We start from the raw sequence: 19,958 nt of genomic DNA on the forward strand, positions 1-19,958 counted from the left end.
GTGATCGATGCCACTGACCAAGAATCGTGCCTGGCCGGGTGCAAAGTCATGTGCGAGGCGGGTATGTGGTCAGGCTATCTGCGCGCGCCTGTATGGTGTTATCGGTTGTAGTTGTCCCTATTGGATTGGTGGACGTAGACAGACATGAAACTGTTCCTGGATATCCTGCTGGTCATCACCAGCTTGCTCCTCATCGCCTTGGTGCTCCTGCATCGCGGTAAGGGCGGCGGTTTGTCGAGTCTGTTCGGTGGCGGTGTCCAGTCCAGCCTGTCCGGATCGACTGTTGTCGAGAAGAACCTCGACCGGTTGACGGTCTTCACCGCGTTGATCTGGCTCATTTCGATCGTCGGCATCGGCCTGGAGATCAAGTTCGCCTGATTCTCGGCTCATGACTTACAGCCGGTAGTTTTTCACACACGAATTTCAGACACGGAACCCCGCCTATCGAGCGGGGTTCTTTGTTTCGGTCGATAATTGTGTGATGACTGAAACCGCGTCGCATCGAGAAACACCGCGAGAGGCCACCGAGCCGCTGCGCGAAGACATCCGGCTTCTCGGCGGAATACTCGGACAAATAGTGCGAGAGCAAGCCGGCGACAATGTGTTCGATCTGGTCGAGCGAGCCCGTGTCGAGTCGTTCCGAGTCCGTCGTTCGGAGATCGATCGCGCCGAACTGGTGTCGCTGTTCGCCGAAATCAGTACGGACGACGCCATTCCCGTCATCCGGGCGTTCAGTCACTTCGCACTGCTCGCCAACCTGGCCGAGGACATCCATCGCGAGCGTCGACGGGCCATCCACGTCAACGCGGGGGAACCGCCCCGCGACAGCACTCTCGCGGCCACGTACACCAAACTTGATGCAGCCGATATCGATTCGGCCACCGTCGAAGAAGCGCTTCGGGGCGCCCTGGTCTCACCCGTCATCACCGCTCACCCGACGGAGACTCGACGCCGTACGGTGTTCGAGACGCAGAGTCGGATCACCGAGTTGATGCGATACCGCGAGCGCACGGCGCTGAGCGTCGCAGAAACCGCTGATGTAGATCTGCAATTGCGCCGTCAGATCCTGACCCTGTGGCAGACGGCTCTGATCCGGCTCAGCCGCCTCCGCATCCAGGATGAAATCGAGGTAGGCCTGCGCTACTACGACGCAGCGTTGTTCGAGGTGATTCCGAAGATCAATGCGGAGGTTCGCAAAGCTCTGCGCGCGCGTTGGCCGGAAGCTGGCCTGCTGCCGGAACCGATCCTGAGGCCGGGTTCGTGGATCGGCGGTGACCGAGACGGCAATCCGTACGTGACCGGCGAAATCGTCCAGCGCGCCACGTCGCGCGCTGCGGCGACTGCTCTCGAGCATCACCTCGAGGAACTCGAACATCTCGAGCGTGAACTGTCGATGTCGGCGCGGCTGGTTTCCGTCACGCCCGAACTCGATCTGCTGGCGTCTACCTCCGGCGACGACTCTGCCTTCCGGGCCGACGAGCCGTACCGTCGCGCGATTCGCGGTATCCGCGGGCGCTTGAGCGCCACAGCACTGACGGTACTGGGGGAGTTGCCCGCCCACGGCTCCGACGACGGACTCGAGGCGTACACCGACCCGGCACAGTTGCAGCGGGATCTCGGAATCATCGACACCTCGTTGCGTCGTTTCGGTGACGAGACCATCGCCGACGATCGACTCGATCGGCTCCGAGAAGCGGTGGAGGTGTTCGGCTTTCACCTGTCCGGTCTGGACATGCGGCAGAACTCCGAGGTACACGAAAGCGTCGTCGCAGAACTTCTGGCGTGGGCCGGAGTTCACCCGGACTACGCGTCCTCGCCGGAAGCCGTTCGAGTCGAATTGCTGTCGGCCGAGTTGACGACGCGGCGACCACTGACTTCGCCGGACGCCGAGTTCAGCGAATTGACCACCAAGGAACTGGCCATCATGGCGGCCGGTGCCAAGGCAGTGCGGGTTCTCGGAGCGGGTGCGGTACCCAACTACATCATCAGCATGTGTACCTCGGTCAGTGACATGCTCGAGGCCGCAGTGCTGCTCAAAGAGGTCGGGGTGCTCGATCCGGGCGTCGGTAGCGAGCCCTCGTGCCCGATCGGCATCGTGCCGTTGTTCGAGACGATCGAGGATCTGCAGGGCGGCGCCGACACATTGCTGGCGACGCTCGACATCCCGATCTATCGTGCGATCGTCCGTTCCCGTGGTGACAGTCAAGAAGTGATGCTCGGGTACTCCGACTCGAACAAGGACGGCGGGTACCTGGCAGCCAACTGGGCGCTGTACCGTGCCGAACTCGACCTCGTCGATGCCGCGCGTAAGAGCGGAATCAGGTTGAGGCTCTTCCACGGCCGCGGCGGAACCGTCGGACGTGGCGGCGGACCGAGTTACGAAGCGATTCTGGCTCAGCCTCCCGGTGCAGTCGCTGGTTCTCTGCGAATCACCGAGCAGGGTGAGGTGATTGCGGCCAAGTACGCCGAACCGCGTCTGGCACATCGCAACCTCGAAACACTCATCGCCGCGACTATCGAGTCGACGTTGCTCGACGTCGAAGGACTCGGCAGCGATGCCGACGCTGCCTACGCGGTACTGGACGAGCTCGCGGCCCTCGCCCGCACCGCGTACAGCGAATTGGTCCACGACACACCAGGATTCGTGCAGTACTTCGAAGCGTCGACACCGGTCGCCGAGATCGGGGCACTCAACATCGGCTCTCGTCCGGCCTCGCGCAAGCAGACCAAGGCGATCTCCGATCTGCGAGCGATTCCCTGGGTGCTCTCGTGGAGTCAGTCTCGCGTGATGCTTCCGGGTTGGTACGGAACCGGCGCCGCGTTCGAAAGATGGATAGACGGAGACGACACTCGGCTTGCCACGTTGACGGCCCTGTACGAGAAGTGGCCGTTCTTCCGAACCGTGCTCTCGAACATGGCCATGGTGATGTCGAAGTCGGATCTCGGTTTGGCGGCCCGGTACGCGGACCTCGTGCCCGACGCCGAACTGCGCGATCGAGTCTTCGGAATGATCACCGACGAGCACGAACGCACAATTCGCATGTACAAGGCAATCACGGGCAACGAGAACCTCTTTGCCGACAACTCGGGCCTCGAGCGTTCGGTCCACAACCGGTTCCCGTACCTCGAACCTCTCAACCATCTACAGGTCGAGCTGATCCGTCGGTACCGTTCCGGCGACGAGAGCGATCAGGTGCGTCGGGGTATCCAGCTGACGATGAACGGCCTGGCCACTGCGCTTCGTAACAGTGGCTAGGTAACAGCGGCTGGTTCTGCAGGTTTACCAGGGTGTGCGTGCGGCGACTCTAGAGCTGTCGCACGCACACCCAACGCTGCGCACCGGACCGAACGGGGACCGCAGTGGATCTGCAATTGGACGGACGAACTGCCGTCGTTACCGGCGCGGGAAAAGGTATCGGACTGGCTGTCACGCGGGCGTTGGTGGCCGAGGGAGTCCACGTCGTCGCGGGCTCGCGGACGCTCTCGCCGGAACTCGAATCGCTGCAGTCCGGCGGCGCCGTCACCTTTGTCGGCGTCGACCTCACGAGTGTCGAAGGATCAACCCGACTGCTCGAGGTTGCAGCAGCGAGGGGCGGCGTCGACATCCTGGTCAACAACGTCGGGGCCGTCACCCCGAGAACGAGCGGTTTCGCGGCCATCACAGACGAAGAGTGGGCGGCGTCGTTCAATCTGACGTTCTTGTCGGCTGTACGCACTGTTCGCGCTGCGCTGCCGGAGTTGATCCGCCGAGGAGGCGGGAGCATCGTGACGATCAGTTCGGTCAACGCATTCTTACCTGACCCCACGGTGATCGACTACAGCGCCGCCAAAGCGGCGTTGACCAACTTCTCGAAGTCGTTGTCGAAAGAACTGGGCGGGCAGGGGATCCGCGTCAATACCGTCAGCCCCGGCCCGGTACAAACGGAGTTGTGGCTCGGCAAGCACGGAGTGGCCTCGACGCTGGCGAAGGCGAGTGGATCAGCCGCCGACGACATCGTCGAAAGCGCCGCGGCCGGAGCCGAGACTGGGCGGTTCACCTTCCCCGAAGAGGTTGCCGACCTGGTGTTGTTCCTCGCCAGCGATCGTGCGGGGAACGTGACAGGCGCGGATTTCGTGATCGATGGCGGTCTGATCAAGACCTTGTGATCATTGCTGCCTGAAACCTGATCATGTGCGCGACGGTCGACGACGTGATGCACAGGATCACTGCGGACACGATGACCACCCACAGTCCCCACCCGATGGACGGTCCGGCAGTGTGCCCTGCGAACTCGGTACTACGTCGCACGATGGACGCGGCGTTTCCGACGGCAACGATCAAGACCGCGATTCCGACCAAAGGGCCGGTGCAGTGATTCTTGATCTCGGGCGTGACGTCTCGAACCATGAGGGTGATCAGCGCGGTCACCGCGCAGAGAGCGAGGACGAGAGTGATCACTCCGCATTCGTCGATACCACTGTGGTCCAGCGTGGAGGATGACGTCCACGGGCCGAGGCTTCCGGCGACGATCCCGGCGCACGCCCAGAGCGATCCGATTAGGCTAGGTCCGAAACGGTCGGGCATGAGGGAGGGAATTGCGCGGGTCGACGGCAGCTGAAACCCGAAGGCGCGTTGGTGATCCGGCTGATTGGGTGTGAACGTCACGGGACGGACCACCTTTCCTCCGCGGCGTCGAGCCGCCCAATCCAATGCTTTTCCGGAGTCTAAGGGCCGCCCAGTTCACTTTTGCCGAATCGAGCGAAATTGATCGAACCGGCGCTAGGGCTCGAGCAACTCGGCGCGAGAATATTCGTTGCAGCCCGCACCGACGAGGCGCTTACTGTTCAAACGGCGTCGTGAACGACACTGGTTTGCCGGCGGCGCGCGCGTACGCGATCTCTCGGCGCGTGGACTCACCGATGTATCCGCGAGGGTTGACGACCAGAACCCGATCGGCGAGGTCGATCTTGCGCAGATGGAGCGCGTCGAGCAGGTTCTTCTGCTCGACAGAGACCGCCTCGTCTGCTTCAACCGGCGCGACGACGATCACGCCCGCGAACGTCAGGTCGCGGTTCGCCTCCCGCATCTCTTCAGCGAATCGCGCAGAGCCGCAGATACAGACAATCTCAGGTCGATCGGGCACGGTTTAGTCTCTCACCGACGCGAGAGCCCGCGGCCACACCAGTCTCGTCAGATATCTTCGGCAACGCACCCCAGCTGTCAGTGAACGAAGTCCAGAGCTTCCTTGATCCACGCGTTGAATTCGACGTTCGAACTCGTCCCGGTTCGGTCGACGACGATCCATCCCTTGCTCATCGGCTTACCCCGCATCTCGGGCCAGCTTGCACCCTTGTGCGTCAGAAGCTCGTCGACTCGATCGGGGTCACACCGAACCATGATGTTGCCGTGTGAGTTCGCACTGGCGGCCAGCTTCCCGTTCACCATGAAGCTCAGCCCACCGAACATCTTTACTTCCTCGACGTCGTCCTCGCCCGAGAGCGCATCGCGGATACGCTCAGCCAGCGCTTTGTCGTATGCCATGGAGGCCTCCTGGGGTGGAGTTCCAGGTTAGATCAGATGGCGCAGGTACGTGTGCGGGTCGTGAAGGAACCGCTGCCAGTTCGACACCAGATCGAGGTCCTCCCAGCTCGAGGCTCGGATTCCCCATTCTCCGATCTCGAGCAGGTTGGCGTTCGGCAGCGCCGCGATGATCGGCGAGTGCGTCGCGATCACCGCCTGCGCGCCGGATTCCACCAGCTCGCCGAGCAGCGCGGCCAGTGTCAGGGTCCCCTGGAAGGAGAGTGCGGCATCGGGTTCGTCGATGAGATAGAAGCCGCCGTCGGAGGTCCTCGACGACAGGATCTCGAGCAGCGCCTCACCGTGGGAGAGGTGATGGTAAAGCGGTTCAGGTCGCTTGGGATTGGGGTTGTCCTCCAAGTACGTGTACAAACCGTGCAGGGTTTCGTCTCGGAGGTAGTACGCCCACTTCGATGCTCCGGGACTCCGTTCGAGCACAAGGTCGAGGCCGCCCGGTTCACTCGATCGAGTCTGATGCCGCGTATTGGTCGACCCGCCTTCGGCGTTGAGACCGAGAACGGCGGCAATAATTTCGATGACGGTCGACTTTCCCGCTCCGTTTTCGCCGACCAGAATGGTGACACCCGGTGGTAGCTCGAGACCGTGCTGAACGATCTGCGCGACTGCAGGCACCGTCATCGGCCAGCTGCATACGTCGGCGCCCGACGATGGCCCGGCCTTGATGCGGCGGATGGGTTGTCTCTGCACGGCCATACGTTCTCACAAGGCTCCGACGAGAACGGACGTTAGTGGCGCTGCGCGAGCAATTCGACGATCTGAGCCACGAGATCGAGAGGGATCGGTTTGTTCAGCGGGAACTTCACCGTTGATTTCGCAGCCCGGTAAGGGTCGACGGACTTCTCGAACTCGGCGTCACCCGCCGGGAGCGGGTACATCGAGATGTGGTTTTTCCAGCCTGCGAAGTGAATCAGGTTCTTTCCGTTCACCGTCATGGTCGGCATCTGATAGCTGATGGTCTCATCGAGGCCTGGAACCGTGTTGTGAATCGTCTCGCGGATACTCTCGAGGGCTGGTTGCACGTCGGTGGGAAACGAAGCGATGTATTCGTCGATCGTCGCGAATTTGGCCACGCGGATCATAATCGCAGCCGGATTCATTTGGTCCGCCAGAAATCGGGGCGGCTGCCGTCCGCGTCGGTGAACCCGTATTCCGTTCCGAGTTCGCCTGAACTGACCGATCGCTGATTCCATCGCTGTCGATTCGGATCGGCAGCGATGGCCGCGATCGCACGTCCGATGAATCTTGGTGACTCGGAGCGTGCGAAATCCGCGGGCGCAGTCGGGCCATCGCGCTCCGGCAACAGAGCGTCACGCCAATTCGATTCGCCGACACCAAAATTGTCGAGCATCATCTCCGATCGCAGGAACCCGGGAGTGATGGCGACGGCAGTACAGCCGAACGGGGCAAGTTCGTGGCCTTGCGAAAATGCGAGCCTGTTCACGGACACCTTGGCCAAGTCGTAGAACACCGAGATGCGATAGTTCGATGCGTTGTATTCGGTAGTGCCATCGGTTATTTCGGCGACCAGTCCGCCCGGCCGATCGATCATCAGCGGCAGGAGGTGGTGCGACGTAGTGATGTGGGTGTCGATCGCCAGGCGCAGAATGTGAAAGCCCTTGTCCAGATCGTGTTCCCATACCGGCGTGTTCCACTCCGCCGGCCCACCCTTGAGTAATTCCGCGCCCCAGATGTCGTTGACCAAGATGTCGATATGGTGATAGTCGATTCGCAAGCGTTCGGCGAGATCAGCCACTTGTTTGCTCTTGAGATGATCGACGGCAATCGGCACGCCGACGCCGCCCAGCTCGGTGACCAGCTCTGCCGTCTCTTCGATGGTCTCTCCGCGCGGATAGTCCGACTGAAGAATTCCGGCAGATGTGCTCCGACCAGTGCAGATGACGGTTGCACCGGCCTCGCCCAAGGCCGCGGCGATTCCGCGTCCGGCGCCCCTCGTCGCCCCGGCAACTACAGCCACTCGCCCGCGAAGTGCGTCCGGATTCGGTGTCCACGACATTGTTCGATTGTTCTCGCCTGGATTGCTTCGTTCAAGAGTGAACGCGATCTGCGGAACCGAACCTTACTTCGCGGCGTCCAAGGTAGTAATCACTCGGATGAAGGAGGTAGGGGAGAGATGGATCGTTGTGTGGGGCGCAGTGCTGGTTGGAGAAACGGGATCTCGGGATTGAGTTCCGTTCCGTCAAAAGGAAATTCGCATCGGATCCGGACTCGGCGAGTAGTCGAAAGTCGCCACGGTGAGGAAGTCGTCGACGTACCACCAAGCCGGGAATCGCCCGAAGACGATTCCCGACCGGTGTGAAATCAGATCTGTGAAATCAGATCAGGGAAGCTGCGAGGCAGCGTCCGAATCGAGGAACCAACGTGTCGCAACCAAACCGGTGGCGCCGGCGGACGGCCAGTCGTCGGCCGAAGCACCTCCGACGGCTTTGGCAACGGCCTCGGCCTTTGCAGCACCCGAGACGAGCAGCCAGACCTCTTTGGCTCGCCGAACAGCAGGCAACGTGAGGGTGATCCGCACCGGTGGCGGCTTGGGGGAGTCCGTCACCGCGACTACGAAACGCGCTTCTTCGCGAACAGCGTCGGTGTGCGGGAACAACGAGTTGACGTGTCCTTCGCCGCCCATACCGAGCAGGTGCACGTCGAACGTCGGAACCTGATTCCCGTGTGCCTGAGCGCCCAGCAGTTGTTCGTACGCCGTCGCCGCCCCGTGTGGATCACCGTCGTAGATACCGTCGGATGCGGCCATCGCATGTACCCTGTCGGGATCGACCGGCACATGATCGAGAAGCGCCTCACGTGCTTGCACTTCGTTCCGCTCGGGATCGCCGGACGGCAGGAACCGTTCGTCGCCCCAGTACAGATCGATCTGCGACCAGTCGATGTCGCCGGGAGCTTCACGCAACTTCTCGAGAAGTGCGATGCCGGTTCCACCGCCAGTCAGCACGATGGACGCAAACCCGCGAGCCTTCTGGGCATCGACGATGGTCGTGACCAGGCGTGCGGCGGCAGCGTCGACAAGTTGGCCGGCGTCGGAAAACTTCTCCACGACAACATCACTCATAGGTCACCTTCTCCAATCCGGCCAGAGCTTCTTCGTAGATCTCGTCCGGATCGAGCCGACGCAATTCCTCGGCGAGGCAATCGCGTGTCTCTCGACGACCCAGAGAAACCAGCGCGTCAGGCTGACCGGTGCGGATCAACGTAGCGGTCGTGCCCTCCTGCGGACGACTGATGGAGATACTGCGGGTCTCGAGCTTCAACTCGACCGTCAGCTCACCCGTACGTCGAATGACCGGACCGTCGATCTTGGCCGCCAACCAACCGGCGAGAATATCCAGTGCCGGTTCGGTTTTGAGACCGGAGACCACCGCTGAGGTGATCTTCTCGTGCGGCGGCTGATCGAGAGCCGACGCGAGGAGCGCGCGCCAGTAGGTGACGCGACTCCAGGCGAGATCGGTATCGCCGGCGGTGTACGACGCGAGTCGCCCCTTGATGGTGGCGGTCGGATCGGGGGCGCCGGTGGCATCGGTGATACGCCGTATCGCGAGCTTCCCGACGGGGTCCTTCGCCGGAATCTCGGGTGCCTCGAGGGGCCACCACGCGACTACCGGGGTGTCGGGGAGCAGGAACGGGATGACGACGCTGCTCTCGTGATCCGCAAGCGGACCGTAGAGACGCAACACGACAACCTCCGAGGCGCCGGCGTCCCCGCCGACACGGATCTGAGCATCGAGCCTGGGCTCACTCTGCTCGTCGCCACGCAGAAGCACGATGACGCGGCAAGGGTGCTCGCGGCTTGCTTCGTTGGCGGCCTCGATGGCTTCCTCGGCATTCCCGGTGTCCCTGGTGCAGACGACGAGCGTCAGCACTCGCCCCAAGGTGACAGCGCCGCCGGTCTTACGCACCTCGACCAGTTTCTTGCTGACCTGGACCGTGGTGGTGGAGGGCAAATCGAGAATCACTAGGGTCGCCTCCATTCGCGTCCGGTGCGTTGCATCATTTCGTCCGCAGACGGTGGTCCCCACGTTCCGGCCTCGTAGGGTTCCGGCTTGCCGCCGGCTGCCCAGTGTTCGAGGACGGGATCGAGGATTTCCCAAGACAATTCGACTTCGGCGTTGACCGGGAAGAGTGACGGCTCACCGAGCAACACGTCGAGAATGAGTCGCTCGTACGCCTCCGGTGACGACTCGGTGAAAGCCTGGCCGTACGAGAAGTCCATGTTGACGTCACGGACTTCCATGCTCGATCCGGGAACCTTCGAACCGAACCGCATGGTGACACCCTCGTCGGGCTGCACGCGGATGACCAGAGCGTTCTGGCCGAGGTCTTCGGTCATCGTCTTGTCGAACGGTAGGTGCGGTGCACGTTTGAACACCACCGCGATCTCGGTGACACGGCGTCCGAGTCGTTTGCCCGTGCGCAGGTAGAACGGCACACCCGCCCAGCGGCGGGTGTCGACCTCGAGGGTGATGGCGGCAAAGGTCTCCGTGATGGAGTCCGCTGCGAAGCCGTCTTCTTCGAGGAGCCCGACCACCGGCAGCCCACCCTGCCAGCCGCCCGCGTACTGGCCGCGGGCGGTGGTCTCGTCGAGGGGCTCGGCAAGGCGAGTGGCCGAGAGGACCTTGATCTTCTCCGCCTGCAGATTGAGCGGCTCGAAGCTGATGGGTTCTTCCATCGCCGTGAACGCGAGCAACTGCAGCAGGTGGTTCTGGATCACGTCACGGGCCGCGCCGATGCCGTCGTAGTACCCGGCGCGTCCACCGAGGCCGATGTCCTCGGCCATCGTGATCTGAACGTGGTCGACGTAGTGCGCGTTCCAGATCGGATCGAACAACTGGTTCGCGAAGCGCAGAGCCAGAATGTTCTGGACGGTTTCCTTACCGAGGTAGTGGTCGATACGGAAGACCGTGTCCTCGGGGAACACCTTGTTGACGACGGCGTTCAGTTCGCGAGCGCTCTCGAGGTCGTGGCCGAACGGCTTCTCGATGACGACTCGTCGCCACTGACCGTCCTCGGCCTGCGCGAGGCCCGACGCCGACAGTTGCTCGAGCACCTGAGGAAACGCGTTGGGCGGAATCGCAAGGTAGAAACCGTGATTGCCGCCGATACCACGTTCGTTGTCGAGCGTTGCCAACGTGTCGGACAGGTTCTGGAAGGCCTCGGCCTCGTCGAAACTGCCCTCCACGAACCGAATACCTTCAGCGAGCCTCTCCCAGACGTCCTGACGGAACTTGGTGCGAGCACCGTCCTTGACTGCTTCGAGGACGACGTTCGCGAAGTCCTCGTCCGTCCAGTCACGCCGGGCGAACCCGACCAGAGCGAATCCGGGCGGCAACAGTCCACGGTTGGCGAGGTCGTAGATGGCGGGCATGAGCTTGCGCCTGGCAAGGTCGCCGGTAACACCGAAAATCACCAGGGCGCAGGGCCCCGCAATGTGCGGAAGCCGTTTGTCGGTGCTGTCCCGAAGGGGATTCACCCAATCTGATGCCGCCGCGGAATCGCTCACAGGCTCAGCTCTTCTGGGTTGCTGCGCGGAGCTGCTCGCCGGTTGCGTCGAGCAACTCGTTCCAGGACACCTCGAACTTGTCGACGCCCTCTGTCTCGAGGACCTTGAACACGTCCGCAAGATCGATGCCGACTGCAGCGAGCTGATCGAAGACCGCCTGTGACTCCTGAGCGGTGCCCGAGATCGTGTCGCCGGTGATCTCGCCGTGGTCGGCGAGAGCGTCGAGCGTCTTCTCCGGCATGGTGTTGACCGTGTTCGGCGCAACCAACTCGGTGACGTAGAGAGTGTCAGGGTAATCCGGGTTCTTCACGCCGGTCGACGCCCACAGCGGACGCTGAGCCTTGGCGCCGTCGGCCAGAAGAGCCTGGAAGCGCGGCTGCACCTCGAAGATCTGCTGGTACGCGTTGTACGCCAGACGCGCGTTTGCGAGTGCAGCCTTGCCACGAAGCTCGAGGGCTTCCGGCGTGCCGATTGCCGTGAGGCGGTTGTCGATCTCGGAATCCACGCGGGAGACGAAGAACGAGGCGACCGACTCGATGGACGAGATGTCGCGGCCGGCAGCCTTGGCGGTGTCCAGACCTTCCAGGTATGCGCCCATGACTGCCTCGTAGCGCTCGACCGAGAAGATCAAGGTGACGTTGACGCTGATGCCCTCACCGATCACCTTGGCGATGGCGGGAATGCCTGCCAGCGTCGCGGGAATCTTGATCAGGACGTTCGGGCGATCGACGATCTTGTGCAGCTCGATCGCCTGCGCGACGGTGGCGTCGGTGTCGTGTGCCAGGCGAGGATCGACTTCGATGGACACGCGGCCGTCGACGCCGTTCGACGCCTCGAACTGCGGAGCCAGGATGTCGCACGCAGCACGCACGTCGTCGGTGGTCACCGCGGTGATGGTGGCGTCGACATCGGCGCCGCGCTGTGCGAGCTCACGGACCTGAGCGTCGTACGCCGATCCCTTGGACAGTGCCGCCTGGAAGATCGACGGGTTGGTCGTGACACCCACGATCGACTTCGTGTCGATGAGGTTCTGCAGGTTGCCGGACTGGATGCGATCCCGCGAGAGGTCGTCGAGCCAGATGGAAACGCCTGCAGCGGAGAGCTTTTCGGTATTCACGTTCTGTGTCATCGAGATCATCCCTTCACAGCTGCGAGGGAGCGCTGCGCGGCTTCGACAGTCGCGTCGGCAGTGATGCCGAACTCCCGGAACAAGGTCTTGTAATCGGCGGAAGCGCCGTAGTGCTCGAGCGAGACGGCCTGACCGGCGTCGCCGAGGATGCGCCACCACGGCATCGCGATGCCGGCTTCGACGGACACACGCGCGCGCACGGCGGGCGGAATGACCTCGTCGCGGTACGCCTGATCCTGCTCGAGGAACCAATCGAGGCACGGCACGGAAACGACGCGGGTTGCGACGCCCTGAGCTTCGAGGGTTTCGCGAGCCTCGGTGGCCAGATGCAGTTCGGAACCGGTCGCCAGCAAGATGACCTCGGGCGAACCGTTGGCTGCATCGACGAGGACGTAAGCGCCGCGCTTGACACCCTCGGCAGCCTTCTCCTTGGTGCCTTCGAGAACCGGGATGTCCTGGCGAGTGAGTGCCAGAGCCGTCGGGCCCGTCTTGTTCTCGAGTGCTGCCTGCCATGCGAACGAGGTCTCGTTGGCGTCACCCGGGCGGACGACGGCGAGGTTCGGGATCGCACGAAGAGCAGCGAGGTGCTCGACCGGCTGGTGGGTCGGGCCGTCTTCGCCGAGACCGATGGAGTCGTGGGTCCAGACGTAGGTGACGGCAGTCTTCATCAGTGCGGCCAGGCGAACCGCCGGACGCATGTAGTCGGAGAAGACCATGAAGGTTCCGCCGTACGGGCGGGTGGGTCCGTGAAGCGCGATGCCGTTGAGGATCGAGCCCATCGCGTGCTCGCGGATGCCGAAGTGGAGCGTGCGGCCGTAAGGCTGCGCATTCCAGTCGTTGGTGGAGATGGAGAACGGGCCGAACGAATCTGCGCCCTTGATGGTGGTGTTGTTGCTGCCGGCGAGGTCGGCGGAGCCGCCCCACAGCTCAGGCAGGATCGGTCCGAGCGAGTTGAGTGCCGAACCGGAGGCCTTGCGAGTCGCAACGCCCTTGGCGTCGGCCTCGTAGGTCGGGAGAGCGTCGGCCCAGCCGGCGGGGAACTCACCGGCGAACAGGCGGTCGAAGAGTTCCTTGCGCTCGGTCTCACGTGCAGCCCACGCGTCGAACTCGACCTGCCATGCCTTGCGTGCGTCGGCGCCGCGGGAGACGACCTCACGGGCGTGAGCCAGAGCGTCGGCGTCGACGTCGAAGGACTTGGCCGGATCGAAGCCGAGGGCTTCCTTGACCGCTGCAACTTCGTCGGCACCGAGAGCGGAGCCGTGGACGTCGCCGGTGTTCATCTTCTTCGGAGCCGGGAAACCGATGATGGTGCGGAGCAAGATGATGGAGGGACGATCGACGACGGCCTTGGCCGCGGCAACCGCGTCGAGGATGCCGGAGACGTTCTCGCCACCTTCGACGTGCTGAACGTGCCAGCCGTATGCCTCGTATCGCTTTCCGACGTCTTCGCCGAGAGCGATGGTGGTGTCGTGCTCGATGGAGATCTTGTTGTCGTCGTAGAAGACGATGAGGTTGCCCAGTTCCTGGACACCGGCGAGAGACGAGGCCTCGGACGTAACGCCTTCTTCGATGTCACCGTCGGACGCGATCACGTAGATGTGATGGTCGAAGGGGGAGGAGCCGACCGGGGTCTCCGGATCGAACAACCCACGCTCACGACGCGCAGCCATCGCCATACCGACTGCGGACGCAAGGCCCTGGCCCAGCGGACCGGTGGTCATCTCGACGCCGACGGTGTGGCCGACCTCGGGGTGGCCGGGGGTCAGTGCGCCCCACGTGCGGAGAGCTTCGAGGTCAGCGAGCTCGAGGCCGTAGCCCGACAGGTAGAGCTGGGTGTACAGCGTCAAGGATGAATGGCCACAGGAGAGAACGAAGCGGTCACGGCCGACCCATTCTGCATCCGAAGGATCGTGGCGCATGACGCGCTGGAAGAGGGTGTATGCCAACGGCGCCAAGCTCATTGCAGTTCCGGGATGGCCGTTGCCGACCTTCTGAACCGCGTCGGCGGCGAGCACGCGGGCGGTATCGACAGCCTTGGTGTCCAGGTCGGTCCAGTCCGAGGGGTGGACGGGTTGCGTGAGGACGTGGATCTCGTCTGTGATCGACACTGGCAGATGTCTCCTGACATGGTGTACGTGGATTGCGAGGGTGGGGTGTCCCTCCACTGCGTAACCCAGCCTAATGGTCCTGGCTGTCCGGGTCGATTCGGTTCCTCAATGGCTGCGGTCTACCATCGTTCGTAGTAGAGAACAGTGTCAGCAGTGTGTCGTGAAGAGTTAGTGCGGTAACGCGTGGTGCAAGGAGAGAACGTGCGGACAGGGCAACAGCCGAGCGGACATGGCTTCGGCAGCCCAGGTGCCGCCCCGCGGGCGACCAATACCGATACGGTGTGGGGTCGCGCAACGGGCAAGGTTCTGGCTTATATCGCGCTCACGAAGCCGCGAGTGATCGAATTGCTGTTGGTGGCAACCATTCCGGCAATGCTGCTGGCCGATCGCGGAACAGTCGACATCGTTCTGATCCTCAGCACCCTCTTCGGTGGCTGGATGGGCGCGGCGAGTGCGAACTCGCTCAACTGCGTCGTCGACGCCGACATCGACAAGGTCATGAAGCGCACGGCGAAGCGTCCGCTGGCCCGCGAGGCGGTGCCGACGCGCAACGCGCTCGTCTTCGGGCTCCTTCTCGGACTCGCGTCGTTCCTGTGGCTGTGGTGGCGAGCCAACCTCTTGGCCGGCATCCTCGTCGTGATCACGATCGCGTTCTACGTCCTCATCTACACGATGGTTCTCAAGCGTCGTACCTGGCAGAACGTCATCTGGGGTGGCGCAGCCGGATGTATGCCCGTCCTCGTGGGCTGGGCCGCTGTCACCGGTTCGCTGAGCTGGCAGCCCGTCGTGCTGTTCCTGATCATCTTCTTCTGGACGCCGCCGCATACCTGGGCGCTGGCGATGCGATACAAAGAGGACTACAAAGCTGCCGGTGTTCCCATGCTTCCGGTGATCGCCACCGAAGAGCACGTCACCAAGCAGATTCTGTTCTACAGCTGGGCAATGGTCGTCACGACGCTTGTCCTCGTGCCCGCATCGGGAGTCATCTACGCCGCCATCACCATCGTTGCCGGTGCGTGGTTCCTGCTCATGGCACATCAGCTGTACCGCAGCGTTCGCGGTGGTGCTCAGGTCAAACCGCTCCGCCTGTTCCTGCAGTCCAACAACTATCTTGCGATCGTGTTCGTCGGCCTCGCTGTCGACTCGGTTCTCGGACTGCAGACGATCAGCGACATGCTGAGCTGATTCTGCTGTGCGCCTTTATTAACCGCGGGCGGTTAATAAAGGCGCACAGCACTTCGCTAGGGAATCAGAACGATCGACCCGGTCGTTGCTCTACCTTCCAGATCCCGATGGGCTGTTGCCGCGTCGGCGAGGGGATACTCGGCGCCGACGCGAATATCGAGTTTCCCGGCTGCAATGGCGTCGAAGACATCGCCGGCACGCCAGGTCAGTTCCTCTCGAGTGCGAATGTGATGCGCGAGCGTCGGACGCGTCAGGAACAGTGAACCCGACGAATTGAGCCGCTGCGGGTCGACAGGCGGAACCGGTCCACTGGCCGCACCGAACAAAGCGACCGTGCCGCGGATGCGCACGGAAGCCAAGCTCGAATCAAAAGTTGTCGCACCGACGCCGTCGTATGCCGCCGCTACTCCTTCGCCGCCGGTCAACTCCCGGACTCGCGCTGCGATGTCCTCGTCGTACCGCAGGACCTCCGCGGCGCCCGCGCCACGCGAGAGTTCTTCCTTTGCATCCGATGACACAGTCGTGATGACCTTCGCCCCGAGGCTGACGGCCATCTGCGTCAGGATCAACCCGACGCCGCCCGCGCCTGCGTGCACGAGCACGGTGTCGCCGCTCTGGATCGGATACGTCGACTTCGCGAGGTAGTGCGCCGTCATCCCCTGCAGGAGCGCCGACGCTGCGGCCGATGCCGGGACACCGTCAGGCACTTTCACTGCGACTGCGGCGGGAACAGCCACCTTCTCGGCATAGCTGCCAGTGGCAGCGGCCCACGCGACCCGGTCGCCCACGGAGAATTCGGAGACGTCGGAGCCGACAGCTTCGACGACACCGCTGCCCTCGTCGCCGGGAATGTAGGGGAGCGGACGCTTGTACTGGCCCATTCGGAAGTACGTGTCGATGAAATTGATGCCGATCGCTTCGGTCTTGACGAGTAGATCGCCTGGGCCGGGTGTCGGTTCGGGTTGTTCGGTCAGAGTCAGAACGTCTGGTCCGCCGGTCTCGGTCACGTAGATGGCTCGCATGGTTTCTGTTCTACACCCGAGGCGGCCGACGCTCAGTCCATGCCTGGTGTCGCTTCCGGGCTACCGACCAGTATTGTCGAGTCATGAGCACCGATACCGAGAAGTCGGACGCCACCCCGTCCGCGCCGGAACTGCCGAAGTCCACGGTGAACGCCATCACCAAGTTCGTCGCCGAGCACGGCGGCTCCGCCAGCGCCGTCATCCAGCCGGTCGGCCTGGCCGGCGTTCGCATCACCCTCGTAGGTGCCGACGGCATCCTCGGTGATCAGGTCGTCGAGGACCTCGCCACGGCAAACGCGGTCGTCGCGTCCTTCGACAACGTCACCGTCGCCGAGTGGGAGCGCGAACTGACGAGCATCGTCACCCCGCAGGAAGGCCATTTCAAGAAGATGGCCGGTTGGGTCGCCAACCAGACTCGGTTCCCGAAAGCTCGCAACGAATCCTGAAATGACGTGTGGGGCGTAGGAACACCTTTTGGTGTTCCTACGCCCCACACGTGTCTTGAAGCGTCAGACAGCTGGTATCGGCGAATTGGTCGGCGTGTACTGGCGGGTTTTACCCGCAGCCCAAACTGCTGCGGTCGCAGCCGTGCACAGTCCTGCACCGGCGACGTGCATGATCACCAGAACTTCCGGCACATCGGTGAAGTACTGCACGACACCGATGAGCGACTGCGCGAGGATCAGTCCCAGCAGGACCTTCAGACGGATCTTCACGGCTGCGGATGTCCCGACCGCATACAGGCCGAAGGTCAGACCCACGACCAGCGCGAGATATCCGACCAGAAGCTGTGAGTGCAGATGGACGAGCGTCACGATCTCGATCTCCAGGCGAGGCACCGTCCGGTCCAGTCCCTTGTCGCCGGCGTGCGGGCCTGCGCCCGTTACGAGAGTTCCAGCGACCAAAACGCCGGCGAGCGCGACACCTGACAGCGCGGTAAGCCAGCGCAACGGCTTCGGCATCACGACCAGAGTTGTTGCTTCGTCGGGTTCCGCGATCTTCGCGTACATCACCGTGGCAACCCAGACCATCAGCATCGACGCAACCAGGTGAATGGCGACCGTCCACCACAGCAAGCCTGTGAGGACGGTGATACCGCCGATCACTGCCTGAACGACAGTGCCGAGCGGCATCATCCAGGCGTAGACAAGCACTTCTTTGCGTCGGCGAGCGCGAGTCACCGCAAGCACGATCGCAGCGGCGACGATGACGACCAGGAAGGTCAGCAGGCGGTTGCCGAACTCGACGGCTTGGTGAATCACCGCGACCTGTCCGTGGCCGACCGGGACGAAGCTACCGGGGAAGCACTGCGGCCACGTCGGGCAACCGAGTCCCGAGTCCGTCACGCGCACCACCGCGCCGGTGACAGCGATGCCGCCCTGCGTCAGGATCACGATGAACGCGATGATTTTCTGCGTTTTCAGCGAGGGGAGAGGTAGTCGATCCACCAAGCGTAAAAATCCGGCATACACACGATTCACCACGCCAACGATCGTAGTTCCCCATCAACTACACAGTGTCGTTGGGGCCGTGCCGGGTGACTGCTCCGATGTGAGGAGTGGAAGTGTCAACTACAACGATTCTCGACGTTGCCCAGCAGAACCTTGCCAACAAGCAGGTGAAGGCATCAACCGTCTACCACTATCTGAGCACTCTGCGATGCCCTCGAACTGTGTGAGGTACCGATCGAACAGGCAACCGTGGGCTTTCTGCACAACCGCCTGCAAACCGTGCTGAACCAATCCACACGCAACAAGCATGCGATTGCACTGCGTTCGATGCTCGGTGTGCAGCTCAAAGTATCCAAAGGTCAACCACGGATCTACACACTTGCTCCGCTGACGACCATTCACCAGGCGATCGAATCGTCACGATACAAAATGTACGGCTTCTCAATGCTCTACGCTGGACTTCGTTTGGGCGAATCTGTTGTGAAGCAACGTATTTCGGGAAATGTCTTGCTCGTAGATCGGCAAATGCTACCGAACGGAACACTTAGTTCAGCGAAGTCATCCGGTCCGGTCGTAGTTCCTGAATGGTTTGCAGCGGAGTACGCGCAGTGGAATCCGAAGGTCACCAGAAATACTGTGTACCTCGGTCTGCAACGAGTAGGACGTAACTCAAAAATCGAAGTCACTCCGCATGCACTACGGCACAAGTTCGCAACAGAACTGGTCAACAACGGCTGTTCACCGGAGATTCTGCGTAGACAGCTGCGACACCACAGTGTGCAGACTTCGTTGAAGTTCTACGTACAAACCACAACCGATGACGTAGAAGCGCAAGTCAAACGAGCATTCGGGTAGCTACTGCTTACGGCAGACGGAGAAGTCCGTCTGCCGTTGCTGCGTAGTCCTATTTTTTGGCATGTAATGCTTTCTCTGATTAACAAAATTGGCTGTCTGGTCAATCTGTACCCGCCAGTGAATCTGATTAATCTGAACTGCTCTCCTGCGACGTACTCCAAAATTGTAACGACTGGTCTGTTCCGGCGATATAAGGACAAACCTAACGAAACGGGAGAAGCATGGACAAGAAATTTCTCGGCCTACTTGGAGTTCTGGCCCTGATCACAGTCTTAGCGCTCGGCGTTGGTTGGCTGAACAGCAGCAGAGACGACGATCAGAACACTGTGTACATAATTCGTACAGTCGAACCAGCCAATGCAATCGAAGGAAACGCCAAGTTCGTCGAATGCGTGAAGGTCATAGCTGCTTTTTCTTCAGACGTATTTCGATCTGTAGTGATCTAATTAATTTCGCGTGACATTTTGTCAACTCATCTATATCTATTTCCGCATCTCTTTCATCTCCTATTATTCCTTCTGGGCTCCTGAGTCTGACGAATTCTCCGTCTTCGCCGGGATAAAAGAAACTACGCTGAAGCCTTTCAATGCATAGGGCACTGTTCGTGTGGAGTTCGATAATTTGATCGGCAGATCTTAGAATACTATTCTCTGCACAGATTTCGATCTTGTGGCGAGCCGCCATCATGTCTCTGAGCGCTTTTCTAGCCTCGTCAGGCACTGTGTAGGTTGGCGGGATTGTGAAACGGTCATAGAGTCCGCTAACTGTAGTTATATGATCGCGACGGGAAATCGAGGACGCTACTAGCGCTGAAACAGCTTCCAGCAGTGCCGTACGACGCCAGCCATCAAGGTCTCGTTTCTTGCTGAAGTAATGCACGGCTAACCAACCACCGATTGCGATCAATCCACCGATGACAGCAGCGATGTAGACGTGCCAAGGTGTGCCGCTGGAAAGGCTGATTTCGTGAACGATCACGTTCTGTCTGAGCATGGGAACCATTCGCTGATCGTAGGTTCTGTCATCTATGCAGGTCAGACACGACACGCTAAGTCAGTTCAACTGCACATGTTTGTGAGTATGCAAAGACGTCGAACACTCGTTCA

At 61.7% G+C, this 19,958-nt stretch carries 20 protein-coding genes; 6 read left to right on the forward strand and 14 right to left on the reverse strand.

The window, feature by feature from the left end:
- The first annotated feature begins 144 nt into the window (after positions 1 to 144).
- The 3 genes from secG (at position 145) to A0W34_RS14545 (ending at position 4,146) form a co-directional block, all read left to right on the forward strand.
- Entirely contained in the window at positions 145 to 378 is a 234-nt protein-coding gene (gene secG / locus A0W34_RS14535; RefSeq protein ID WP_003944946.1) for a preprotein translocase subunit SecG, read from the forward strand.
- A gap of 103 nt (positions 379 to 481) precedes the next feature.
- A complete protein-coding gene (gene ppc, locus A0W34_RS14540) occupies positions 482 to 3,256 on the forward strand; it encodes a phosphoenolpyruvate carboxylase (RefSeq protein ID WP_081557849.1) in 2,775 nt (924 codons plus the stop codon).
- 104 nt (positions 3,257 to 3,360) lie between these two features.
- Complete coding sequence (locus tag A0W34_RS14545) at positions 3,361 to 4,146, forward strand: oxidoreductase (protein WP_081557850.1); 786 nt, start codon at positions 3,361 to 3,363, stop codon at positions 4,144 to 4,146.
- Here the strand turns inward: A0W34_RS14545 and A0W34_RS14550 are convergent.
- From A0W34_RS14550 to tkt, 11 genes are all read right to left on the reverse strand, one after another.
- Entirely contained in the window at positions 4,133 to 4,645 is a 513-nt protein-coding gene (locus A0W34_RS14550) for a hypothetical protein (RefSeq protein WP_232330042.1), read from the reverse strand. The genes A0W34_RS14545 and A0W34_RS14550 overlap by 14 nt on opposite strands.
- A 172-nt stretch (positions 4,646 to 4,817) precedes the next feature.
- The gene (locus A0W34_RS14555) at positions 4,818 to 5,066 is read right to left on the reverse strand and encodes a hypothetical protein (RefSeq protein WP_230359854.1); all 249 of its coding nucleotides are present in this window, start codon (positions 5,064 to 5,066) and stop codon (positions 4,818 to 4,820) included.
- Between the two features lie 134 nt (positions 5,067 to 5,200).
- On the reverse strand, positions 5,201 to 5,521 hold the full coding sequence (locus tag A0W34_RS14560; RefSeq protein ID WP_003944891.1) for a TfoX/Sxy family protein: 321 nt from the start codon (positions 5,519 to 5,521) through the stop codon (positions 5,201 to 5,203).
- Positions 5,522 to 5,548: 27 nt separating this feature from the next.
- Positions 5,549 to 6,271 (reverse strand): AAA family ATPase, encoded by a 723-nt coding sequence (locus A0W34_RS14565; RefSeq protein ID WP_081557852.1) that lies wholly within the window; start codon positions 6,269 to 6,271, stop codon positions 5,549 to 5,551.
- A gap of 32 nt (positions 6,272 to 6,303) precedes the next feature.
- Positions 6,304 to 6,648 carry an iron chaperone gene (locus A0W34_RS14570; RefSeq protein WP_081558812.1) on the reverse strand — a complete coding sequence of 115 codons (345 nt, stop codon included), beginning with the start codon at positions 6,646 to 6,648 and terminating at the stop codon, positions 6,304 to 6,306.
- A 23-nt stretch (positions 6,649 to 6,671) separates the two neighbouring features.
- Positions 6,672 to 7,592, reverse strand: coding sequence for an SDR family oxidoreductase (locus tag A0W34_RS14575; protein ID WP_058226747.1), 921 nt, complete (start codon positions 7,590 to 7,592; stop codon positions 6,672 to 6,674).
- A gap of 324 nt (positions 7,593 to 7,916) precedes the next feature.
- A complete protein-coding gene (pgl, locus tag A0W34_RS14580; protein ID WP_030536405.1) occupies positions 7,917 to 8,657 on the reverse strand; it encodes a 6-phosphogluconolactonase in 741 nt (246 codons plus the stop codon).
- Positions 8,650 to 9,558, reverse strand: coding sequence for a glucose-6-phosphate dehydrogenase assembly protein OpcA (opcA, locus tag A0W34_RS14585; RefSeq protein WP_003944921.1), 909 nt, complete (start codon positions 9,556 to 9,558; stop codon positions 8,650 to 8,652). Before opcA ends, pgl begins: the two co-directional genes overlap by 8 nt.
- Positions 9,558 to 11,102, reverse strand: a complete 1,545-nt coding sequence (zwf, locus tag A0W34_RS14590) for a glucose-6-phosphate dehydrogenase (protein WP_003944956.1) — start codon at positions 11,100 to 11,102, stop codon at positions 9,558 to 9,560. The genes opcA and zwf overlap by 1 nt, the downstream gene beginning before the upstream one ends.
- A gap of 4 nt (positions 11,103 to 11,106) precedes the next feature.
- A complete protein-coding gene (tal, locus tag A0W34_RS14595) occupies positions 11,107 to 12,231 on the reverse strand; it encodes a transaldolase (protein WP_081558813.1) in 1,125 nt (374 codons plus the stop codon).
- Positions 12,232 to 12,236: 5 nt separating this feature from the next.
- Positions 12,237 to 14,339, reverse strand: coding sequence for a transketolase (gene tkt, locus A0W34_RS14600; protein WP_081557853.1), 2,103 nt, complete (start codon positions 14,337 to 14,339; stop codon positions 12,237 to 12,239).
- 201 nt (positions 14,340 to 14,540) lie between these two features.
- On the opposite strand from tkt, the gene A0W34_RS14605 reads away from it, so the two are divergent.
- Entirely contained in the window at positions 14,541 to 15,524 is a 984-nt protein-coding gene (locus A0W34_RS14605; RefSeq protein WP_003944994.1) for a heme o synthase, read from the forward strand.
- Positions 15,525 to 15,580: 56 nt separating this feature from the next.
- On the opposite strand, the gene A0W34_RS14610 is transcribed toward A0W34_RS14605, so the two are convergent.
- A complete protein-coding gene (locus A0W34_RS14610) occupies positions 15,581 to 16,546 on the reverse strand; it encodes a quinone oxidoreductase family protein (RefSeq protein ID WP_042445639.1) in 966 nt (321 codons plus the stop codon).
- 83 nt (positions 16,547 to 16,629) lie between these two features.
- On the opposite strand from A0W34_RS14610, the gene A0W34_RS14615 reads away from it, so the two are divergent.
- A complete protein-coding gene (locus A0W34_RS14615) occupies positions 16,630 to 16,992 on the forward strand; it encodes a hypothetical protein (RefSeq protein ID WP_003945032.1) in 363 nt (120 codons plus the stop codon).
- Between the two features lie 63 nt (positions 16,993 to 17,055).
- Here A0W34_RS14615 and A0W34_RS14620 read toward each other — a convergent pair whose 3' ends face one another.
- Positions 17,056 to 18,030 carry a COX15/CtaA family protein gene (locus A0W34_RS14620; RefSeq protein ID WP_021332987.1) on the reverse strand — a complete coding sequence of 325 codons (975 nt, stop codon included), beginning with the start codon at positions 18,028 to 18,030 and terminating at the stop codon, positions 17,056 to 17,058.
- A gap of 216 nt (positions 18,031 to 18,246) precedes the next feature.
- On the opposite strand from A0W34_RS14620, the gene A0W34_RS14625 reads away from it, so the two are divergent.
- The gene (locus A0W34_RS14625; RefSeq protein WP_081557854.1) at positions 18,247 to 18,852 is read left to right on the forward strand and encodes a site-specific integrase; all 606 of its coding nucleotides are present in this window, start codon (positions 18,247 to 18,249) and stop codon (positions 18,850 to 18,852) included.
- 399 nt (positions 18,853 to 19,251) lie between these two features.
- Here A0W34_RS14625 and A0W34_RS32795 read toward each other — a convergent pair whose 3' ends face one another.
- Entirely contained in the window at positions 19,252 to 19,854 is a 603-nt protein-coding gene (locus A0W34_RS32795; RefSeq protein ID WP_156888928.1) for a hypothetical protein, read from the reverse strand.
- Positions 19,855 to 19,958: the final 104 nt, after the last annotated feature.

This window comes from Rhodococcus sp. BH4, assembly GCF_002079265.1.
Taxonomy (GTDB): Bacteria; Actinomycetota; Actinomycetes; order Mycobacteriales; family Mycobacteriaceae; genus Rhodococcus_F; species Rhodococcus_F qingshengii.

Excerpts from the sequence above, each read along its gene's own strand:
- secG (WP_003944946.1), top strand. The coding sequence starts at position 145 with ATGAAACTGTTCCTGGATATCCTGCTGGTCATCACCAGCTTGCTCCTC.
- A0W34_RS14560 (WP_003944891.1), bottom strand. The coding sequence starts at position 5,521 with ATGGCATACGACAAAGCGCTGGCTGAGCGTATCCGCGATGCGCTCTCG.
- A0W34_RS14565 (WP_081557852.1), bottom strand. The coding sequence starts at position 6,271 with ATGGCCGTGCAGAGACAACCCATCCGCCGCATCAAGGCCGGGCCATCG.
- A0W34_RS14575 (WP_058226747.1), bottom strand. The coding sequence starts at position 7,592 with ATGTCGTGGACACCGAATCCGGACGCACTTCGCGGGCGAGTGGCTGTA.
- A0W34_RS14615 (WP_003945032.1), top strand. The coding sequence starts at position 16,630 with ATGAGCACCGATACCGAGAAGTCGGACGCCACCCCGTCCGCGCCGGAA.
- A0W34_RS32795 (WP_156888928.1), bottom strand. The coding sequence starts at position 19,854 with ATGGTTCCCATGCTCAGACAGAACGTGATCGTTCACGAAATCAGCCTT.
- A0W34_RS14610 (WP_042445639.1), bottom strand. The coding sequence starts at position 16,546 with ATGCGAGCCATCTACGTGACCGAGACCGGCGGACCAGACGTTCTGACT.
- A0W34_RS14555 (WP_230359854.1), bottom strand. The coding sequence starts at position 5,066 with ATGCGGGAGGCGAACCGCGACCTGACGTTCGCGGGCGTGATCGTCGTC.
- pgl (WP_030536405.1), bottom strand. The coding sequence starts at position 8,657 with ATGAGTGATGTTGTCGTGGAGAAGTTTTCCGACGCCGGCCAACTTGTC.
- tal (WP_081558813.1), bottom strand. The coding sequence starts at position 12,231 with ATGACACAGAACGTGAATACCGAAAAGCTCTCCGCTGCAGGCGTTTCC.
- ppc (WP_081557849.1), top strand. The coding sequence starts at position 482 with ATGACTGAAACCGCGTCGCATCGAGAAACACCGCGAGAGGCCACCGAG.